19 protein-coding genes and 2 riboswitches are annotated in these 18,395 nt (G+C 58.5%); of the genes, 10 read left to right on the top strand and 9 right to left on the bottom strand.

The features are described from left to right. Positions 1-41 precede the first annotated feature (41 nt). Positions 42-1,064, top strand: coding sequence for an acyltransferase (locus AABC73_RS15770; RefSeq protein ID WP_341519990.1), 1,023 nt, complete (start codon positions 42-44; stop codon positions 1,062-1,064). Positions 1,065-1,194: 130 nt separating this feature from the next. After that, on the top strand, positions 1,195-1,788 hold the full coding sequence (gene nfuA / locus AABC73_RS15765) for a Fe-S biogenesis protein NfuA (RefSeq protein WP_020293849.1): 594 nt from the start codon (positions 1,195-1,197) through the stop codon (positions 1,786-1,788). A gap of 365 nt (positions 1,789-2,153) precedes the next feature. Here the strand turns inward: nfuA and cobM are convergent, their stop codons facing one another. The 4 genes from cobM to AABC73_RS15745 are packed head-to-tail and all read right to left on the bottom strand — an operon-like array spanning position 2,154 to position 4,253. Continuing rightward, positions 2,154-2,900, bottom strand: a complete 747-nt coding sequence (cobM, locus tag AABC73_RS15760) for a precorrin-4 C(11)-methyltransferase (protein ID WP_341519989.1) — start codon at positions 2,898-2,900, stop codon at positions 2,154-2,156. A gap of 42 nt (positions 2,901-2,942) precedes the next feature. After that, the gene (locus tag AABC73_RS15755) at positions 2,943-3,374 is read right to left on the bottom strand and encodes a cobalamin biosynthesis protein (protein WP_341519988.1); all 432 of its coding nucleotides are present in this window, start codon (positions 3,372-3,374) and stop codon (positions 2,943-2,945) included. Continuing rightward, positions 3,352-4,053 (bottom strand): CbtA family protein, encoded by a 702-nt coding sequence (locus AABC73_RS15750; protein ID WP_341519987.1) that lies wholly within the window; start codon positions 4,051-4,053, stop codon positions 3,352-3,354. The genes AABC73_RS15755 and AABC73_RS15750 overlap by 23 nt, the downstream gene beginning before the upstream one ends. Before the next feature lie 11 nt (positions 4,054-4,064). After that, the gene (locus AABC73_RS15745; protein WP_341519986.1) at positions 4,065-4,253 is read right to left on the bottom strand and encodes a CbtB-domain containing protein; all 189 of its coding nucleotides are present in this window, start codon (positions 4,251-4,253) and stop codon (positions 4,065-4,067) included. Between the two features lie 99 nt (positions 4,254-4,352). After that, a riboswitch (cobalamin riboswitch) is annotated at positions 4,353-4,570 on the bottom strand. A gap of 76 nt (positions 4,571-4,646) precedes the next feature. Further along, positions 4,647-4,870, top strand: a riboswitch (cobalamin riboswitch). 111 nt (positions 4,871-4,981) lie between these two features. On the opposite strand from AABC73_RS15745, the gene cobW reads away from it, so the two are divergent. From cobW to AABC73_RS15725, 4 genes are read left to right on the top strand one after another with little or no spacing between them, the layout of a single operon-like run. Beyond that, positions 4,982-6,046 (top strand): cobalamin biosynthesis protein CobW, encoded by a 1,065-nt coding sequence (cobW, locus tag AABC73_RS15740; protein WP_341519985.1) that lies wholly within the window; start codon positions 4,982-4,984, stop codon positions 6,044-6,046. 3 nt (positions 6,047-6,049) lie between these two features. Then, the gene (cobN, locus tag AABC73_RS15735; protein WP_341519984.1) at positions 6,050-9,808 is read left to right on the top strand and encodes a cobaltochelatase subunit CobN; all 3,759 of its coding nucleotides are present in this window, start codon (positions 6,050-6,052) and stop codon (positions 9,806-9,808) included. Beyond that, the gene (locus tag AABC73_RS15730; protein ID WP_341519983.1) at positions 9,808-10,848 is read left to right on the top strand and encodes an AAA family ATPase; all 1,041 of its coding nucleotides are present in this window, start codon (positions 9,808-9,810) and stop codon (positions 10,846-10,848) included. Before cobN ends, AABC73_RS15730 begins: the two co-directional genes overlap by 1 nt. A 53-nt stretch (positions 10,849-10,901) precedes the next feature. Further along, positions 10,902-11,519, top strand: a complete 618-nt coding sequence (locus AABC73_RS15725; RefSeq protein ID WP_341524252.1) for a VWA domain-containing protein — start codon at positions 10,902-10,904, stop codon at positions 11,517-11,519. A gap of 99 nt (positions 11,520-11,618) precedes the next feature. On the opposite strand, the gene AABC73_RS15720 is transcribed toward AABC73_RS15725, so the two are convergent. Then, entirely contained in the window at positions 11,619-11,885 is a 267-nt protein-coding gene (locus tag AABC73_RS15720) for a hypothetical protein (RefSeq protein ID WP_065835591.1), read from the bottom strand. Positions 11,886-12,270: 385 nt separating this feature from the next. Here AABC73_RS15720 and AABC73_RS15715 point away from each other — a divergent pair, with 385 nt between their 5' ends. Continuing rightward, complete coding sequence (locus AABC73_RS15715) at positions 12,271-13,596, top strand: sigma-54 dependent transcriptional regulator (RefSeq protein ID WP_341519982.1); 1,326 nt, start codon at positions 12,271-12,273, stop codon at positions 13,594-13,596. 27 nt (positions 13,597-13,623) lie between these two features. Here the strand turns inward: AABC73_RS15715 and AABC73_RS15710 are convergent, their stop codons facing one another. Further along, entirely contained in the window at positions 13,624-14,151 is a 528-nt protein-coding gene (locus tag AABC73_RS15710) for an AAA family ATPase (protein WP_341519981.1), read from the bottom strand. After that, positions 14,148-14,711 (bottom strand): nicotinamide riboside transporter PnuC, encoded by a 564-nt coding sequence (gene pnuC, locus AABC73_RS15705; RefSeq protein ID WP_341519980.1) that lies wholly within the window; start codon positions 14,709-14,711, stop codon positions 14,148-14,150. Before pnuC ends, AABC73_RS15710 begins: the two co-directional genes overlap by 4 nt. Positions 14,712-15,036: 325 nt before the next feature. Between pnuC and AABC73_RS15700 the strand changes: the two genes are divergently transcribed. Together AABC73_RS15700 and AABC73_RS15695 are read left to right on the top strand one after the other, a co-directional pair. Continuing rightward, entirely contained in the window at positions 15,037-15,867 is an 831-nt protein-coding gene (locus AABC73_RS15700; RefSeq protein WP_341519979.1) for an undecaprenyl-diphosphate phosphatase, read from the top strand. 71 nt (positions 15,868-15,938) lie between these two features. Then, entirely contained in the window at positions 15,939-16,319 is a 381-nt protein-coding gene (locus AABC73_RS15695) for a DUF1294 domain-containing protein (RefSeq protein WP_341519978.1), read from the top strand. Positions 16,320-16,326: 7 nt separating this feature from the next. Here AABC73_RS15695 and AABC73_RS15690 read toward each other — a convergent pair whose 3' ends face one another. Next, positions 16,327-16,671, bottom strand: coding sequence for an MmcQ/YjbR family DNA-binding protein (locus AABC73_RS15690; protein ID WP_341519977.1), 345 nt, complete (start codon positions 16,669-16,671; stop codon positions 16,327-16,329). 23 nt (positions 16,672-16,694) lie between these two features. After that, entirely contained in the window at positions 16,695-17,600 is a 906-nt protein-coding gene (locus AABC73_RS15685) for a LysR substrate-binding domain-containing protein (protein WP_341519976.1), read from the bottom strand. A 128-nt stretch (positions 17,601-17,728) separates the two neighbouring features. Between AABC73_RS15685 and AABC73_RS15680 the strand changes: the two genes are divergently transcribed. Next, positions 17,729-18,340 carry an FMN-dependent NADH-azoreductase gene (locus tag AABC73_RS15680; protein WP_341519975.1) on the top strand — a complete coding sequence of 204 codons (612 nt, stop codon included), beginning with the start codon at positions 17,729-17,731 and terminating at the stop codon, positions 18,338-18,340. Positions 18,341-18,395 lie beyond the last annotated feature (55 nt).

Genomic DNA, 18,395 nt, shown 5'->3' with positions numbered 1-18,395 from the left:
GGACTGTGATTCAAAAGTCAGGCGACAGAGGTTGTTTATAGATGCTGATTTCGGTTCAAGCCCTGCGGGCCCTCGCCGCTTGGGCAGTGGTGTGTCATCACTTCATGCAAATTTTTTTCGACTTTCATGCGTCGGGGCCGATAGGTCAGTTTTTTGTTTCCAGGGGTGCGGTCGGCGTCGATATTTTTTTCGTCATCAGTGGCCTGGTGATTTTTCTTTCGACACAAAACACCGACATGCCCGCCAGTCGTTTCATGCTTAACCGAATTATCCGCATTGTTCCCGCCTACTGGTTTTACACCGCCATCATGGGGCTGCTCCTGGTTTTTGCAGCGCCCTTGCTGCCGCATCAGGTCATCAGCTGGCAGAATTTCCTGTTGTCGCTGCTGTTCATTCCTTCTGAAAACCCTGGCGGATATGGCCTGTATCCCACGCTGAACGTCGGCTGGACGCTGAACTATGAAATGCTTTTCTACCTGTTATTTTCGACGGTGTTCCTGTTTCAGCAGCGTCATCGCCCGTTGATCGTCGCCGCCGCGTTGTTCGCGGTCAGCGAAGTGCTGGCCCGCTCCGGGCTGATCAGTCGCTTCTATGGCAATGACATCGTCTACGAGTTTTTGCTGGGCATCGTCATTGGCATCATCTATCGCAAGGGCTGGATCAAAGAGGGTGTCTGGCTGCCCTTGCTTGGCATCGCCACCGGTTTGGTCACTATCTATCATCTGACGCCAGCGGAGCGGCTGCTCAATTGGGGCTTGCCCAGCGCGTTGATCGTATTGTCGTGCATTTCCCTGGAGCCCTGTTTCCGGGGGAATAAACTGCTCAAGATCCTTGGCGATTGTTCGTACTCGGTGTATTTGCTGCACGTGTTGGTGCTGTATGCCGGTTGGCTGGCGGCCGAACATTTCGCGCTGAATCCGTATCTGGTGTTCGCGGTGTGCGTGCCTGTCATCGGGCTGGGCGCATGGGGCAGCTATGAATGGCTCGAAAAAGGCCTTTATCGCCGCATGAAGGGCTGGCTGGACAAGCGCCGCAGCGCTGACACCGCGCAGGTTCTTTCCTGAGCTGCCTTTTCCCGACCGGTTCTTTTTCGATCAGCTGTTTTCCGACCTGCTCTTTTCCGACAAGAATACTAGGACTTTGTATGACGCAGCCGATTGGCGTAAACTGCCGGCACGTCTGCGAGGAATTTTCATGACCGCTATCATTATTACCGATGCTGCCCACGACTATCTGGCCGATCTGCTCGAAAAGCAGAACACCCCGGGCATCGGCATCCGCGTGTTTATTACCCAACCTGGCACCCAATACGCTGAAACCTGCATTGCTTATTGCAAGCCGGGCGAAGAAAAGCCGGAAGACAAGGCCATTGGCCTGAAGAACTTCACGGCCTGGATTGATAACTTCAGTGAAGCGTTTCTCGACGACGCCGTCGTCGATTACGCCACTGATCGCATGGGCGGCCAGCTGACCATCAAGGCGCCAAACGCCAAAGTACCGATGGTCAACGCCGACAGCCCGATCAACGAGCGCATCAGCTATTACCTGCAAACCGAGATCAATCCCGGTCTTGCCAGCCACGGCGGGCAGGTCACACTGATCGACGTCGTTGAAGAAGAAGACAAGAACATCGCGGTGCTGCAATTCGGTGGCGGTTGCCAGGGTTGCGGTCAGGCGGATGTAACGCTCAAGGAAGGCATCGAGCGCACCTTGCTCGAACGCATCCCTGAGCTGAGCGGCGTGCGTGACGTCACTGACCACACGCAAAAAGAGAACGCTTACTACTGAGTGAGCGGTCTGCGCAGCATCAAAAACCCCGACGCGTTCGGGGTTTTTTGTGTCTTCGGTATGTGGCTGATTTCCCTGTAGGAACGAGGCTTGCCCGCGAAAGCGTCTTCTAAAACGATGGATTTTTCGCCTGAGACTACGCTTCGCGGGCAAGCCTCGCTCCAACGGAATCTACCGGCCGCCTCGAGAATGAATTCGCTCACGATTGCGAAATCGACGCTATTCGGTAGGACCGGATTTATCCGGGAGGGCGTTGGTGCAGGCACCACATCAGCGGCGTCTGCGAAAGCTTCATTCCAGTCCATTGATATGTCGGCAGAGCTTACGCTTCGCGGGCAAGCCTCGCTCCAACAAGAGGTTCGGAATCACGGCCTGAATAAATGCGCATGCCCCGCACGATACAGCGACGACTCTCCAAAGCTGTGGTCAGCCAGAACACGTCCTACCAGAATCAGCGCCGTGCGCCGAAAGCCCTTCGCACGCACCTTGCCCTCGATATCCGCCAGCGTGCCCAGCGCCCAATCCTGATCCGGCCAGCTGGCGCGATGCACGACAGCAATCGGGCAGTCGCTGCCGTAATGGGGCAACAGTTCGGCAACGATCCTGTGCAGATTGTTGACCCCGAGATGAATCGCCATGGTGGCGCGGTGTTGCGCCAGACTGGCCAGTTCTTCACCGGGTGGCATTGTGGTCTTGTCGGCGAAGCGGGTGAGGATCACGCTTTGCGAGATATCCGGCAGTGTCAGTTCGGTGCCGAGCAAGGCTGCGCAGGCAGCGGTTGCGGTAACGCCCGGAATGATCTCGAAGGGAATGTTCAATTCGCGCAGATAACGGATCTGTTCGCCGATGGCACCGTACAGGCTCGGATCACCTGAATGCACCCGAGCCACATCCTGGCCTTGTTCATGAGCGGATTTCATCAAGGCGATGATCTGTTCGAGATGCAATTCGGCGCTGTTGCTGACCTGAATCGCGTTATGGCCCTCTAGCACGGCCGTTGGCACCAGCGATCCGGCATAGATAATCACCGGGCAACTGCGGATCAAGCGCTGCCCCTTGACCGTGATCAACTCCGGATCGCCAGGGCCTGCGCCGATGAAAAAAACGGTCATGGAAACTCCAGATTCTTGAGTGGAAGCGGTGTGTGAGGCGGATTATCGGCTATCGAGCACAGTGCTGGCCAAGGCAAATGTCGCTTGCCGATTATTGACCCGAGGAATAAGCAAGCGTGCAGCACCTGATCGACTGGCCAGCGCCAACGCTGCGCTCTCTGCAATCCCATAACAGCCGGTGTGCTCAAAGGCGGTCAACGAACGATGAGTCAATTGCGCTTCGTAGGGGTTGAGCTGCTGTGCACTGAATACAGTCAGCGGCAAGCGAAGCCGGCGAGCAAGCTCCAGCAGACCGGGCTCATTGCTTTTCAGGTCAATGGAGGCGAGGGCGCTGAGGTCTTGCAACTCAAGGTCATGACTTCGAAGGCTGGACTCGATCAACTCAAGCATCACGCCAGCGGAGCATCCGCGCTGGCAGCCGAGCCCGGCCACCAGCGTCGGCCGCGATTGATCAGGCTTGATCAAGTTCGGCATTGTTGCGGCGAAACAGCCAGGCGCTGATCACGCCCATGGCAATCCAGAACAGCGCGTTGGTCAGCAACGAGGCGATCTTGAACTGCGACTCCAGCGCTTCAGGCGCCAGGCTTTCATGCACCGGCGGTTGCGGCGCGCCGATGATATGCGGCACGACCAGAATCGCCACGCCCAGCACTTTGAGCAGCCAGTTCTTGCCGAACACGATCAATGCCAAAGCCGCTGCAGTCGATGCAGCAGTGCCGATCCACCAGATTTGCCGTTGGGTCAGGTCCGCTGCAGCAGTGCCCGGCAGTTCTGGCGGCAGGCCAAGTGTCGGCGCGAGGGTGAACACCGCAAAACCTGCCAATCCCCAGAGCACGCCCTGGGATGTCTTGCCCGGAGCGCGCAAGGTATACAGGCCCGCCAGCATCAGCGCGAAGCCGACCGCGACCACCAGATTGCCACCGGTCGTGGACAGAATGCGCTGCCAGCCATCTTGCGGAGACCAGGCCTCTTCATCGTGTACATGTCCAGTGGGCGCGTTTTCGGCGTGCTCGTGAACCTGTTCGGTTGGAGCGTTCTCGTAGGTTTCCGCTTGCAGAATCAGTGGCGCGACCCAGAAACTTTGCAGCAGGGTCAGGAACAGGGCGGCGATCAGGCCTGTAAACCCCGCCGTCTGAGCAATTCGCTTGAACATGGCGTCAGGTCTCAATGGCAGGGAAAGGCAGAACTGTGACGGGTGTCGTGCGCCGCATTGTGCACGGCATCAATGTGCGAGAAACCGGCGAAATACACCAGGCACGCGCCGAGAATGGCAGCGCTGATGGCGGCGGTCAGGCGTCGAGTCTGGGTGGCAGTGGTCGTGCTGGCGGTATGACTGGTTGTACTGATCGACATGGCGCTTCCCTCTTGGATGTCGGCAAGGTGAGGGGAACGCATGAGAGCTCCGCTGACAGGCGTCAGAAGAGATCAACAGCGCCCGCCCACCGCGGGTTTGTCAGAAGTTTCATGTCGGGCCGGTCTCCGGGCTTGCGAGGGATCGATTGCTCGACCTGAAAGCGTCACCTTCCCATGCCGTTGCCGGTCACAGTGGATCTGACTCTTCACTCGCTTACCGTTGCGGGGGCAGCGCCGGACTTGCACAAGCCATGAGGCCTGAACGCACCGGTTTCCCGTTTCACCCTGTGAAGGGCACCCGAACAAGGCGTACAGGAGAGCATGGGCCGGCGCTGAACGTCAATCAGTTCGCGTCGGACGCAGGCTTGTGATTGACCTGCCGATGGTCACTGCGTAGCCTTGCGGATTCGAGGTTCTGTGCGCTGCACGCTGCCATGCAGCCGGACAGCGCACAGCTAAGATGGGAACGCGGTCAATGCCGCGGCTGCCCCCGCAACTGTAAGCGGTCAGGTTCATTGCACAGCCACTGCGACAAGCGGGAAGGCGCCATGAATTGCAGGTGGACTGTCCACCCGTAACCGCAAGCCAGGAGACCTGCCTCGATCCGGGCATCATGCCCTGCAAATTCTCACTACAACCGGGCGGGGTGATCCGGTGGCGAATCCAGTCCTGTGCCTGATCACCGGGTTTTCGTCCTGTTTGCCCGCCGCTTCGCCAAAGGGCACCTGATGAAAACACTGGCCAAACTTCCCGTCACCATCGTTACCGGCTTTCTGGGCTCGGGTAAAACCACGTTATTGCGCCACATGCTCGACAACGCTGAAGGGCGGCGCATCGCGGTGATCGTCAACGAGTTCGGCGAGCTGGGCATCGACGGCGAAATCCTCAAGCAATGCACCATCGGTTGTACTGAAGAAGAAGCCAACGGCCGGGTTTACGAGCTGGCCAATGGCTGCTTGTGCTGCACCGTCCAGGAAGAATTCTTCCCGGTGATGCGCGAACTGGTAGCGCGTCGCGGCGATCTTGATCACATCCTCATCGAAACCTCAGGTCTGGCGTTGCCCAAGCCACTGGTACAAGCCTTCCAATGGCCGGAAATCCGCAACGCCTGCACCGTGGATGCCGTGATTACCGTGGTCGACAGCCCGGCGGTGCTGGCCGGCACCTTCGCTGCATTCCCGGATCAGGTCGACGCCCAGCGCAAGCTGGATCCGAACCTGGACCACGAATCGCCGCTGCACGAGCTGTTTGCCGACCAACTGGCCAGTGCCGACCTCGTTATCCTGAACAAAGCCGACATGATCGACGCCGCAGGTCTGGCTGCCGTGCGCGCCGAGGTTTCCGAAGAATTGCCACCAGCGGTCAAGGTCATCGAAGCCAGCAGCGGCCGTTTGCCGATCAGCGTATTGCTGGGCTTGGGTGCGGAATCCGAACTGCATATCGATGCCCGCAAGACCCACCACGATCACCACGAAGGCGACGACCATGACGATCACGATCATGACGCCTTTGACTCGATCTCCATCAAGCTGCCGCAAGCCGACGAAAGCCTGTTGCTCGATGCGCTCACGCAACTGGTGGTTGAACACGGCGTCTTGCGTGTCAAGGGTTTTGCGGCCATTCCCGGCAAGCCAATGCGCTTGCTGATTCAAGGCGTGGGTACGCGTTTCGACAAACATTTCGACCGCGCCTGGGGTGCTGACGAAGAGCGCGCGACCAATCTGGTGCTGATCGGCCAGAAACTGGACGCTGCGGTACTTGAAGCACAGCTGCGTGCTGCGGTTGCTGGCTGACCCATGCATTTACTGAGAACCCAGCCCGGTGGTTTTGTACCGGACGACAGCATCGCCGACCTGGGCCAAACCCCCGCCGAGCTGGTGATTCTCTGTAGCGGCGACTCAAGCCTGGCCTTGCTTGCCGAGGCCGCGCAACAGTTGCCGGATGATTATCCAAGCCTGCGTCTGGCCAACCCGATGCAGGTGCAAAATCATGCTTCGGTTGACCTTTATGTCGACCAAGTGCTGCGCCACGCCAAAGTCATCCTTATTTCCTTGCATGGTGGCATCGGCTACTGGCGCTACGGCGTCGAGCGGTTGATCGAGCTGGCCGGGCGAGGCGTGCAGGTCATTCTGGTGCCAGGCTGCGACAACGCGGACCCGGAGCTCACCGATTTGAGCACCGTCACCGCAGAGGACTGCCAGCGTATTTGGCAGTTTTTGCGCCAAGGCGGCATGCACAATGCGCTGGAACTGTATCGCTGCCTTGCGAGTGGTTGGCTGGGGCGGGATTATTCCTGGTCCGAGCCACTGCCCTTGCCGCGCACGGCGATTTATCACCCAAACACCTCCCGCGCTGAACTCAGTGATTGGCAGGCCGACTGGCAGGCCGATCAACCGGTTGTGGCGCTGCTGTTCTATCGCTCGCATCTTCAGGCCGCCAATACCGCCTTTATTGATGAGTTTTGCCTGCGCTTGCAGGCTCAGGGTTTGAATCCTCTGCCGATTGCCGTGGCGAGCCTTAAAGAGGCGGGCTGCATGACGCTGGTGGAAGATTGGCTGGACGAGGTTGAGGCTGAGTTGATCCTCAATACCACCGGCTTTGCCCAGTCCAGTCCTGAGGCGCCACACTTGCGGCCGTTTCGCCGCAATATCCCGGTCATTCAGGCCATCTGCGCCCAGGACAACGAACCGGGCTGGCGCGCCAGCGAGCAAGGCCTCGGCGCCCGGGATCTGGCAATGCACATTGCCTTGCCGGAGCTGGATGGACGCATCATCAGTCGCCCGATCAGCTTCAAGGATCTGGCGTGGCACAGTGAGCGCAGCCAGTCGGATGTGGTTTGCTACCGCGCACAGCCGGAACGCATGGATTTCGTCGCCGAGCTGGCGCGGCGCTGGATCCTGCTGGCGCGTTTGCCCAATGCGGAAAAACGTGTCGCCTTGATTCTGGCCAATTACCCGACCCGCGACGGACGTATCGGCAACGGCGTAGGCCTCGATACTCCGGCAGCGGCGCTGAATATTCTGCGTGCGATGCAGGCTGAAGGTTACCCATTGGAACCCTTGCCTGAAACAGGCTCTGCGCTGATTCACCAACTGCTCGGTGGCGTGACCAATGACCTGGACAGTCTGGATTTGCGCCCGTGTGAGCAAAGCATGGCGCTGGGTGAATATCTCGCGGCTTTTAAAACAATGCCAGCGGCCAACCGGGAAGCGGTCAACGTCCGGTGGGGTGCGCCGGAAGCAGATCCCATGTTTCGCGCCGGTCGGATGATGATTGCCGGTCTGCGCTTCGGCCTGACCTTCATCGGTATCCAGCCTGCCCGGGGTTATCAGGTGGACCACAGCGCGGTTTATCACGACCCGGATCTGGTGCCGCCCCATGGCTATCTGGCGTTCTACTTCTGGTTGCGCAACGTCTATGGCGCCAATGCGGTGATCCATGTCGGCAAACACGGCAATCTGGAATGGTTGCCGGGTAAAGGCGTTGGTTTGTCCGAGAGTTGCTGGCCGGATGTGGTGCTGGGCGCGATGCCGAATATCTATCCGTTCATCGTCAATGATCCGGGCGAGGGCGCCCAGGCCAAACGGCGCACCCAGGCGGTCATTATCGACCACCTGATGCCGCCGCTGACCCGCGCCGAGACATACGGGCCGTTGCGTAACCTTGAATTGCTCGCCGATGAATACTACGACGCCCAGCTGCTCGATCCGCGTCGCGCCCTGGAACTGCAACGCGACATCCTCAAGCTGGTGCGCGAGACCCACATCGACCGTGAGCTGGCGCTTGAGTCGGTCAATGACAGCGACGCCGCAACCTGGCTGCCGCGCCTGGATACCTATTTATGCGACCTGAAGGAATCGCAGATTCGCGACGGTCTGCATATCTTCGGCGAGTCTCCAAGCGGACGGCTGCGTATCGATACGTTGCTGGCCCTGCTGCGTATTCCGCGCGGTGACGGGCGAGGTGCGCAATCCAGTCTGTTACGCGTCTTGAGCAAATCCTTCGAACTTGGATTTGATCCTCTGGATTGCGATTTGGCGCAACCCTGGGACGGACCTAAACCTCAGGTTTTACTTGAAGTCAGCTCCGACCCCTGGCGAACGGCGGGGGACACGCGGGAGCGGCTTGAGCTTTACGCTGCCTGGTTGATAGAGCACGTTGTTGTAAATATTTCGTTTGAAATATCTAGTAAAAACAAAGATCTGAAGTTAATCGTTGATAATCTACGCGAAGTTGTTGCACCACGATTGGATGCTTGCGGGCCTGGAGAAATCCAAGGGCTGCTGGACGCGTTAAGTGGGCGCTTTGTGCCCGCCGGCCCGAGCGGTGCGCCAAGTCGTGGCCGTCTTGATGTATTGCCAACCGGCCGTAATTTCTTCTCCGTGGACGTGCGCAATCTGCCCACCACGACGGCCTGGCGTATCGGTTTCCAGTCGGCAAACTTGTTGCTGGAAAGGCACTTGCAAGACAATGGTGATCATTTACGTCAACTCGGCCTTTCGGTCTGGGGTACGGCCACGATGCGCACCGGCGGTGACGATATCGCTCAGGCCATGGCGCTGATGGGCGTGCGTCCGGTCTGGGCGACGGGCAGTCAGCGGGTAGATGATTTCGAGATTCTGCCGTTGAGTCTGCTGGACCGACCGCGCGTGGATGTCACGCTGCGGGTTTCGGGTTTTTTCCGGGATGCGTTCTCCAACCTGATTCGTTTGTTCGACGCGGCGGTGCAGGCGGTGGCGGATCTGGACGAGCCGGAGGACATGAACCCATTGGCCGCCAAGGTGCGTCAGGAGCGCGCCACCCTTGAAAGCACTGGCATGACCGAAGACGATGCTGCGCGGCAGGCGGGCTGGCGAATCTTCGGCGCCAAGCCGGGGGCTTACGGCGCGGGTGTGCAGGGCGCCATCGATGGTCGCTTATGGCAGAGCCGCGATGATCTGGCCGAGGTCTACCTGAATTGGGGCGGCTACGCTTATGGCGGTAGTGATGAGGGCACCCCGGCCCGTGAGCGTTTCGCTCAGCGCTTGTCGCAGGTCCAGGCGGTTTTGCAAAACCAGGACAATCGCGAGCACGACTTGCTCGACTCTAACGACTATTACCAGTTTCAAGGCGGGATGCTCGCGGCTGCCGAAAGCCTGAGCGGGTCGAAGACTGCCAGCTATCACGGCGATCACAGCCAGCCGGATCTGCCGAAGATTCGCACGCTCAAGGAAGAACTGAATCGAGTGATACGCTCCCGTGCGGCCAATCCAAAATGGATCGACGGGGTCAAGCGCCACGGCTACAAGGGCGCATTCGAGATGGCCGCGACGGTGGACTTCCTCTTCGCCTTCGATGCCACGACCGAGCTGATCGATGATCACCAATACGCACTGCTGGCCGACGCCTATCTGCTGGATCCAGCGACCCGTGATTTCATCCAGCAACACAATCCGGACGCCTTGCGCGATATGACCGAACGCATGCTTGAAGCCCAGCAGCGCGGCCTTTGGCAAGAACCCGGTGATTATCGTGAAGCGCTGGAAACCCTGCTGCTGGACATAGAGGAGAAGTGATGACGTTGCCCGAGACGACCATGAGCGACATCCCGCATTTTCCGCTGGCGGCCGTAGTCGGTGCCGACGAACTGAAACTCGCCCTGTGCCTTACCGCCATCGACCCAAAAATTGGCGGCGTGCTCATCGAGGGGCCGCGCGGTATGGCCAAGTCGACCCTGGCCCGAGGGCTGGCTGATCTGCTGGCCAGCGGCCAATTCGTCACCTTGCCACTGGGCGCCACCGAAGAGCGCCTGGTGGGCACGCTGGACCTGGACGCGGCGCTGAGCGAGGGTCGGGCGCAGTTTTCCCCTGGCGTGCTGGCCAAGGCCAATGGTGGGGTTCTGTATGTCGATGAAGTAAACCTGCTGCCGGATCATCTGGTCGATCTGCTGCTGGACGTCGCTGCCAGCGGTATCAATCTGGTGGAGCGCGACGGCATCTCCCATCGCCATGCCGCGCGTTTTGTCCTGATCGGCACAATGAACCCTGAAGAAGGTGAGCTACGCCCGCAACTGCTGGATCGCTTTGGCCTGAATGTCGCGTTGAGCGGGCAAACCCTGCCGGTTGAGCGCGGGCAAATTATTCGTCGCCGACTGGATTTTGACAGTGATCCTCAAGGCTTCTGCGCGCAGTGGCAAACTCAGCAGGATGCGTTACGCCAACGCTGTGAGCAGGCGCGGCAGTTGCTGGATAGCATCGCCCTGGACGATCAGGCACTGCAGACCATCACCGAGCGCTGTTTCGCCGCTGGCGTCGACGGTATGCGTGCCGATCTCGTGTGGTTGAGAGCGGCCCGTGCTCATGCGGCATGGCGTGGCGGTGCTGTTATAGAAGAGCAGGATATCGACGCCGTTGCCGAGTTCGCCTTGCGTCATCGGCGACGACTTCTCCCGCCGTCTGAGTCGCAAAGTCCAGCACCACAGACCCAGCAGCCGAACCCTCAAGACTTATCAGAAAATAAGCCGGAGCAGGGGCAGGGCAGTTGGGGTGAGCTTGCGTCGCAGCCAATGCCGGTGGGCGCTCGGCGTGCAGTGCCGAGCTGGCCAAAAAAGCCTTAGGCATCCGCTCCCGGGCAACGTTGGGGGCGGATGCCAAGCCTCGCCCCGGAACGCTGAGCGGCGGCAAAAGCGGTACGCTGCACAACGCTGGCGACGGTCACATTGCCTGGGTTCCCACCTTGTTGCGGGGGCGACCTCGGGTGCACAGCGATCTGGTGCGCCAGCCGCGCAGCAGTCAATCCGGTGAAATGTGGCTGATCATCGTCGACGCCTCGGCTTCTACGCGACGTCATCAGGCGTTGAGCCTCGCTAAAGGTGTGCTCGCTCAAGTATTCGATGACGCCTATCGTCGCCGGGTGCGACTGGCGCTGCTGACTGCCACTGGAGGTTCACCTCGCTGGCAACATCAGGGCCTGAAGGCCTCGAAAGCGCTGCAACCCTGGCTGGATGGGCTTGGTGCCGGCGGTGGAACGCCGTTGTTCGCCGCGTTTGATCAGGCTGCCCAATGGCTTGCCTTGCGGCAGAAGCGGTATCCGGCAGAGCAGCATCGGTTGCTGGTGATGACTGATGGCCGGGTGAAGGATCAAGCGGCGCTGGGAGCATTCAGTTGCCCAGGCTTATTGATCGACATCGAGTGTGGACCGATCCGCCTGGGCCGTGCAGAGCAACTGGCTGCCCGGCTCGGGATCGAGTATCGGCATATCGAAAGCCTGGCTGACGCCGACCGTTAGGCGATAGCCAACGCCAGATGCGTAACAAGAACCGGCATATTCATTGGCTCACGAGACGCCTTTGCGGGCAAGCCTCGCCGCAACGAATTGCGGTTTCATTCAGGCCGGCATGGTCCATGGCTCAAGGCGGTAGCCTTCACTGCTGATAGCGGCGCGCGCTTGTTCAAGCATGCTCGCCAGTTGCGCCGGATCTGAATAGGCGCTGCGTGGAATCTGGCTGTGACCAATGCGGGTACTGGTCCGGTCGATGACGCTTAGACTCAGTTCGCCGTTACCGTCTTGTGGCGCCCACGCCACACACTTGAAGGGTTCGAAGGCGTGTCCAGCGATCAGCAATGCATCGTTGAAGCGCAATGGGGCGTTCATGATCAATTCCTCAAATGGCCCGTAGCAAGTTCGTCGCCGTCGGTGGGCTTACCGTTCGGCTGGTTACTTGTGTTGATGCCAATTGACCGGGGTTGAGTCACATCACGCGCCGATATTTTTTGAGTTTTTTACAGGTGCCACGTATTTCGCCGCCTCCAGACAAGTCGTCAACGCCAACTAACGGGCAACTAAGCCTATTGACGAACCGTCTCATTAATGAAAATCCACGCGGTGCGTCGTCTAATTACATTTCGATCTTAGCCTTATAGTTAAACGGTACAAGTGCGTGTCAAATTTTTGCTAATGTAAGGATCGTGCACGCCAACTGTCTGTTTATAAAAAACTTTCTCCTTTAATTTTAGAATCAAGGCGCCAGGGAATTCTTATGCATGAATCGGCACCACCGCGACGTCTATTAATTGTTGATCCATGCGATGACTGTCACCAGCTTATCCCGGTCCTGCGCGCTGCAGGCTGGGACGTCGATAGCAGCACTCTGGAGTCTGCCATCGGTCGCAGCTGTGATGTGGGCCTGATTCGCTTGATGCCTTATCACTTCGACCACCCCGAGTTGGTCAAGGAGCTTATTACACGCAGCCACACCGAGTGGATCGCTGTGCTTACACCTGATGATCTTCGCCGGGAAAAAATCGGCGATTTTGTCTGTGAATGGTTTTTCGATTTTCATACGCTACCTTTTGATGTCGCCCGTATGCAGGTGACCTTGGGTCGTGCGTTCGGTATGGCGCGGCTGCGGTCCCAGGGCAGCACTTATATATCGGGTCAGGAGCACGAGATGCTCGGTGAAAGCCGGCCCATTCGTGAATTGCGCAGGCTGTTGAGCAAACTGGCACCGACTGAATCACCGGTGCTGATTCGGGGTGAAAGCGGAACCGGCAAAGAACTGGTCGCGCGCACGCTGCACATGCAATCGCATCGCCGGCATAAACCCTTCGTTGCGATCAATTGTGGCGCTATTCCGGAGAATCTTATTCATGCGGAGTTGTTTGGCTACGAGCAAGGTGCGTTCGAAGGTGCTCATGAGCGCAAGATTGGCCAGATCGAGGCGGCTGATGGCGGAACTCTGTTTCTTGATGAGATAGGCGATTTGCCTATGGACCTGCAAGCCAACTTGCTGCGGTTTCTGCAAGACCGGACTATCGAGCGTATCGGTGGCGGTGAGCCGATCCCTGTCGATATCCGGGTGCTGGCGGCCACCCATGTCGACCTTGAGGCCGCCATTCGTAAAAAGCGTTTTCGCGAAGATCTTTACTACAGGCTCAACGTCTTGCAGGTCGGAACGGCTCCATTGCGTGAACGGCATGGCGACCTTGCGCTGCTGGCCAACCATTTCGCCCATTTCTATAGCCAGGAAACCGGACGTCGAGCGCGTAACTTCAGTCAGGATGCATTGATTGCGATGGGCAAGCATGACTGGCCAGGGAATGTGCGGGAACTGGCAAATCGCGTGCGGCGCGGCCTGGTCCTGGCGGAAGGTCGCCAGATCGAAGCGTCTGATCTGGGCTTGCTGGGCGAAGATGACGTCGTTACCAGCATGGGCACCCTGGATGACTACAAGTCCCGGGCTGAGCGTCAGGCGCTGTGTGATGTGCTAACCCGCCATAGCGATAACCTCAGTGTTGCGGCCAAGGTCTTGGGCGTATCGCGTCCGACGTTTTACCGATTGCTGCACAAACACCAGATTCGATGATGCGTTGGGGGTATTTACGCCGGGCAATCAGTCGCCAGCGAGCAGTCCCCGAACAGCAGCGAAAGCCTGTATCCGACGATTGATCCAATCCCCGCTAATGACTTCGTAACGCTGCTGATGGGCTTGCAGCCAGTGCTGACTGAGTGAAAAGAACGTCTGGCGTGACGCAAGTTCTGGCTGACAGCGTTGGCCGTCACTGATCCAGCCGACTCCCTCGGGTGCCAGCAACAGATGAAGGTCGTAATGGCGTTGCAGCAATTGCCGCTCGACCCAGGCCGGACAATCCCCAAACAATGCGTGACTCCAAAGCATATTGCTGAGCAGGTGTGTGTCGAGAATGACCAGCTCGCAGGCGGTAGCGCGGGCGGCGTCTTCTCGATCCAGTTGTCCTTGAGCGATAACCGGGATATCTGCGTAAACCGTGTCGCGTTGCTGTTCATCAATGAAATCACGGACGTACTCGCCGACCACGACACCGCCAAAGTGCCGCTGGATTTCGGCGGCCAGCCAGCTTTTGCCACTGGATTCGGGGCCGGCAAGCACCAGAACCTTCATTGAGCAAGCGCCGGAGTGCGCTGCCATTCGCGCCAGCCCTGGATTGCCAGCAGCAGGAACATGCCATAGAGCGCAGCAGTCACGTATAGCTCCTTGTAAACGAACAGGCCGACAAAAATGACATCGATGACAATCCACAATGGCCAGCACTGCACGCGCTTTTGTGCCATCCAGACTTGAGCCACCAGGCTAAACCCGGTCAGCGCCGCGTCCAGCCAGGGTTGTACAGCATCGGTGAAGTTTGCCATGAGCCCACCCAGCACCAGACTTACGACCACGCCCAGGCCCAGTCCGATGAAAACGGCGCCAGATGGCAGCCAGGTTATCGCTCGTACTTCCAGGGTCGGGCCGCGTCGGGTCCATTGCAGCCAGCCGTAGACTTGCAGCGCGGCATAGATCACTTGTAGTAAAACGTTGGAATACATCTTGATGTCATAAAAAATCCAGCTGTAGATCAATACCATCACCAGACCGATAGGCCAGCACCATGCATTCTGTTTGACGGTCAGCCAGACGGCGATTACGCCCAGGGCTGCGGCGAACAGTTCAAGTGGGGACATGGGTACTCCTTGGCGGTGAAGAAAAACGCGGGGGATTGTAAGCGGATATTGAATCATCAGGCAGCCTTTACCGCTCGCAAGCCAGGAATGCGCCAGCCATAGAGGCAACCAGAAATTTGCTCGCAGAACGTCAACGCCTGCGCGTCAATCTTCAATGCAAGCGCTGCCCCCATAAGGTCTGCTAGCATCGCCACGCCTTGCATCGGGATCAACGCCAAGCTCTGGTTTTTACGGGGTTTTCACATTGCACCGGGCATATTCGCGACCGGATTGAATTCAACAATTTTTAGAGGCCTGCTTCGAGCATTGCTTCACTGGGGGAATGATGGATCTTTGGACCGCCGCGCAGGCATTGATTCTCGGGGTAGTGGAGGGTTTGACAGAGTTTCTGCCCGTTTCCAGCACTGGACATCAGATTATTGTCGCTGACTTGATCGACTTCGGTGGTGAGCGCGCGATGGCGTTCAACATCATCATTCAGCTCGGCGCGATCCTGGCGGTGGTCTGGGAGTTTCGACGCAAGATTCTTGATGTGATCATCGGTTTGCCCAAGCAGCGCGAGGCCCAGCGCTTCACGCTCAATCTGTTTGTCGCTTTCCTGCCCGCAGTGGTGCTGGGGGTGATTTTTGCCGATCTGATTCACAAATACCTGTTCAACCCCATCACTGTCGCCACGGCGCTGGTAATAGGCGGCGTGATCATGCTGTGGGCCGAACGCCGTGAGCATGTGATTCACGCCTACAGCGTTGACGAAATGACCTGGGTCGATGCCTTGAAAGTCGGGATGGCCCAGTGTCTGGCGATGATTCCAGGGACTTCACGCTCCGGATCGACGATCATCGGTGGCCTGTTGTTCGGCTTGTCGCGCAAGACCGCCACCGAGTTTTCGTTCTTCCTGGCGATGCCGACGATGGTCGGCGCTGCGGTGTATTCGGCTTACAAATACCGTGATCTGTTCCGCCCGGATGACTTTCCGGTGTTCGCCATTGGTTTCATCACCTCGTTTATCTTCGCCATGATCGCTGTGCGTGGGTTGCTGAAATTCATCGCCAGTCACAGCTATGCAGTATTTGCTTGGTACCGAATCGCTTTTGGTCTGCTGATTCTTGCCACCTGGCAGTTCGGCTGGGTGGACTGGACTTCGGTCAAAGGCTGAAAAACACAATGCAGGAGCCTAACCCGTCAAGAAACAGGAACAACGCCGAAGCCGTTCGGGCCAGGCGTTCCATGCAGTTCCCGAAACTCAAACTGATCATTCTGATCCTGGTCTGCGCGGTACCGTTTTTTGGTGCCTTGTCGATGTTGCTGCAAGGATCGTGGCTGCCCTCGGCTGTTTACCTGGGCATGAGCCTGCTGACGTTTGGCCTGTATTGGCGCGACAAACGTCAGGCCCGGCTGGATGGCTGGCGCACCCCCGAGAAAGTTCTCCATGGCGCCGAGTTGCTGGGTGGCTGGCCGGGTGCTCTGTTGGCGCAGCAGGTGTTTCGGCACAAGACGCGCAAGGTGAGTTACCAACTGGTGTTCTGGCTGATCATCCTGCTGCATCAGGTGGTGTGGATCGACCGGGTATTGCTCGGCGGTAATTTTCTGGCCCGGCACTTTTACTGATCAGCGATCAAAGCTTCAGCGCGACTTGCAGGCGCTTGGGCAGGCGGCTCACCACCAACTGGTGCGAGCGAGTCAGCAAGTCCTGCAATTCCGCATCGCTGACGGAATAGGGCACCGCCACGCTGATCCAGTAGGCCCTGGCCAGATACGGCGCCGGACGAATGCCTGGGCGGTCGACGTATCCGAGGAACAGTTCCGGTGCGACCTTGAACGACAGACCTTGTCCGGCAAGGTCCATTACCGCGAACATCTTCTTCTCGGCTATCGAGAACACGCGCGTACCACCCCATTTGTAATCTTCGCGAGCGCCTGGCAGCTGCAGGCAAAATTGCGCGACTTCTTCTATCTGCATAACGATCTCCGGCGCACGCGGCTTCAAGCGCGGCCTGTCTCTTGGGTAAAGGACTCGGTGACGTGATCAATCCAGGCCCGAACCGCAGGCAGCATGCCACGTCGCTGAGTGTAGGCGGCCTGGAGATTACCTCCGGGCAGCGACCAGTCGGGCAGCAACCGGATCAACTGTCCGCTGGCCAGCTCCTTGTGGCAATTCATCATCGGCAACATCGTTATCCCGAGTCCGCGTAACGCAGCACTTTTGCGAATCGGAAAATCATCGACGACCAGGCGTGGTTCCAGGGCAATTTCGACGCGTTGGCCGTCCAGGTGTTGCAGCCGGAAGTGTACCTTGCGGTCCGCCTCGACAGCGCCCAGCACCGGCAGGCTGGCCAGATCCATCGGGGTGTGAATGGCGTAGCCTTCCAGCAGCGCGGGGGAGGCGACCAGCGCTACATGAGCCGACGACAACTGGCGAACGATCAGGCTTGGGTCTTCATCACCGATATCGCGTACGCGCAGCGCCACATCGATGGCTTCGTTGACCAGGTCGACACGCCGATTGACCAGCAGCAGTTCGAGCTGGACATGCGGATGGCGCAAGAGAAACTCGTCGACCACCGAAGACAGATTCCAGTGAACCATGCCGACGGGGCAGGAAATCCGCAATCGCCCGCGTGGCTCGGCAGACAGGGAAGCGACCGCTTCATCGGCCATTTCCGCCTCCAGCAGCATTGCCTGGCAATGGCTCAAATAGCGCTCGCCAACTGCGGTGAGGGCCAGCTTGCGGGTGGTGCGTTGCAGCAGGCTGACATTCAGGCGGGTTTCCAGCTCGGCAATCCGCCGTGACAATCGCGACTTTGGGATACCCAGTTGGCGCCCGGCGGCAGCGAAACCGCCGGCCTCAACCACTTTGACGAAGTAATAAAGATCGTTGAGATCCTGCATGAGTGTTCCGATTGTCCTATAGGTGGGACGAACTATCGCATTTATGCCGACTAATCAGCCATTGGTTTGCGCTGTAGGATTATCCCACTTGATCGCCAAGCGGCGATTCTCCACTTGGGAAGCACGTTATGAAACTTTTGCACATCGACTCCAGCATCCTCGGCGATCACTCCGCTTCGCGTCAGCTCAGTCGCGCCGTCGTTGAAGCCTTCCAGGCCAGTGAAGCCGACACTCAGGTCACTTACCGTGATCTGGCCAGCGATGCCCTTAACCACTTTTCCGCTTCGAGTCTCGCTGCCGCTGGCACGCCGCTGGAAGGCCGTGATGCCGCGCAGAAACAGGAAGTGGATGGCAACGAAGCCACGTTGCAGGAATTTATCGACGCTGACGTCGTGGTCATCGGCGCACCGATGTACAACTTCACCATTCCAAGCCAGCTCAAAGCCTGGATCGACCGCATCAGTGTCGCTGGCCGGACTTTCCGTTACAGCGAGGCTGGTCCTGAAGGCCTGTGCGGCGGCAAGCAGGTGATCATTGTTTCCACGGCAGGCGGCCTGCATGTGGGTCAGCCGAGCAGCGTCGGGCACGAAGACTTCCTGCGTTTGTTGTTCGGTTTCATCGGCGTCACCGACCTCAAGTTCGTGTTTGCCCACGGCTTGGCCTACGGCGACGAACCACGCGCCAACGCTATCAGCAGCGCCCAGAAGCTGATCGCTGAAGAGTTGTTCGCAGTCGCCTGATTGCTGAACTGAAAAAAACCCAAGGCTCGCACCGGGCCTTGGGGTTTTTTGTTGC

The organism is Pseudomonas sp. G.S.17, assembly GCF_038096165.1.
In the GTDB taxonomy this organism is placed as follows: domain Bacteria; phylum Pseudomonadota; class Gammaproteobacteria; order Pseudomonadales; family Pseudomonadaceae; genus Aquipseudomonas.
This window is presented reverse-complemented; position numbering and strand designations above follow the sequence as displayed.

Excerpts from the sequence above, each read along its gene's own strand:
- AABC73_RS15770 (WP_341519990.1), top strand. The coding sequence starts at position 42 with ATGCTGATTTCGGTTCAAGCCCTGCGGGCCCTCGCCGCTTGGGCAGTG.
- nfuA (WP_020293849.1), top strand. The coding sequence starts at position 1,195 with ATGACCGCTATCATTATTACCGATGCTGCCCACGACTATCTGGCCGAT.
- cobM (WP_341519989.1), bottom strand. The coding sequence starts at position 2,900 with ATGACCGTTTTTTTCATCGGCGCAGGCCCTGGCGATCCGGAGTTGATC.
- AABC73_RS15755 (WP_341519988.1), bottom strand. The coding sequence starts at position 3,374 with ATGCCGAACTTGATCAAGCCTGATCAATCGCGGCCGACGCTGGTGGCC.
- AABC73_RS15750 (WP_341519987.1), bottom strand. The coding sequence starts at position 4,053 with ATGTTCAAGCGAATTGCTCAGACGGCGGGGTTTACAGGCCTGATCGCC.
- AABC73_RS15745 (WP_341519986.1), bottom strand. The coding sequence starts at position 4,253 with ATGTCGATCAGTACAACCAGTCATACCGCCAGCACGACCACTGCCACC.
- cobW (WP_341519985.1), top strand. The coding sequence starts at position 4,982 with ATGAAAACACTGGCCAAACTTCCCGTCACCATCGTTACCGGCTTTCTG.
- cobN (WP_341519984.1), top strand. The coding sequence starts at position 6,050 with ATGCATTTACTGAGAACCCAGCCCGGTGGTTTTGTACCGGACGACAGC.
- AABC73_RS15730 (WP_341519983.1), top strand. The coding sequence starts at position 9,808 with ATGACGTTGCCCGAGACGACCATGAGCGACATCCCGCATTTTCCGCTG.
- AABC73_RS15720 (WP_065835591.1), bottom strand. The coding sequence starts at position 11,885 with ATGAACGCCCCATTGCGCTTCAACGATGCATTGCTGATCGCTGGACAC.
- AABC73_RS15715 (WP_341519982.1), top strand. The coding sequence starts at position 12,271 with ATGCATGAATCGGCACCACCGCGACGTCTATTAATTGTTGATCCATGC.
- AABC73_RS15710 (WP_341519981.1), bottom strand. The coding sequence starts at position 14,151 with ATGAAGGTTCTGGTGCTTGCCGGCCCCGAATCCAGTGGCAAAAGCTGG.
- pnuC (WP_341519980.1), bottom strand. The coding sequence starts at position 14,711 with ATGTCCCCACTTGAACTGTTCGCCGCAGCCCTGGGCGTAATCGCCGTC.
- AABC73_RS15700 (WP_341519979.1), top strand. The coding sequence starts at position 15,037 with ATGGATCTTTGGACCGCCGCGCAGGCATTGATTCTCGGGGTAGTGGAG.
- AABC73_RS15695 (WP_341519978.1), top strand. The coding sequence starts at position 15,939 with ATGCAGTTCCCGAAACTCAAACTGATCATTCTGATCCTGGTCTGCGCG.
- AABC73_RS15690 (WP_341519977.1), bottom strand. The coding sequence starts at position 16,671 with ATGCAGATAGAAGAAGTCGCGCAATTTTGCCTGCAGCTGCCAGGCGCT.
- AABC73_RS15685 (WP_341519976.1), bottom strand. The coding sequence starts at position 17,600 with ATGCAGGATCTCAACGATCTTTATTACTTCGTCAAAGTGGTTGAGGCC.
- AABC73_RS15680 (WP_341519975.1), top strand. The coding sequence starts at position 17,729 with ATGAAACTTTTGCACATCGACTCCAGCATCCTCGGCGATCACTCCGCT.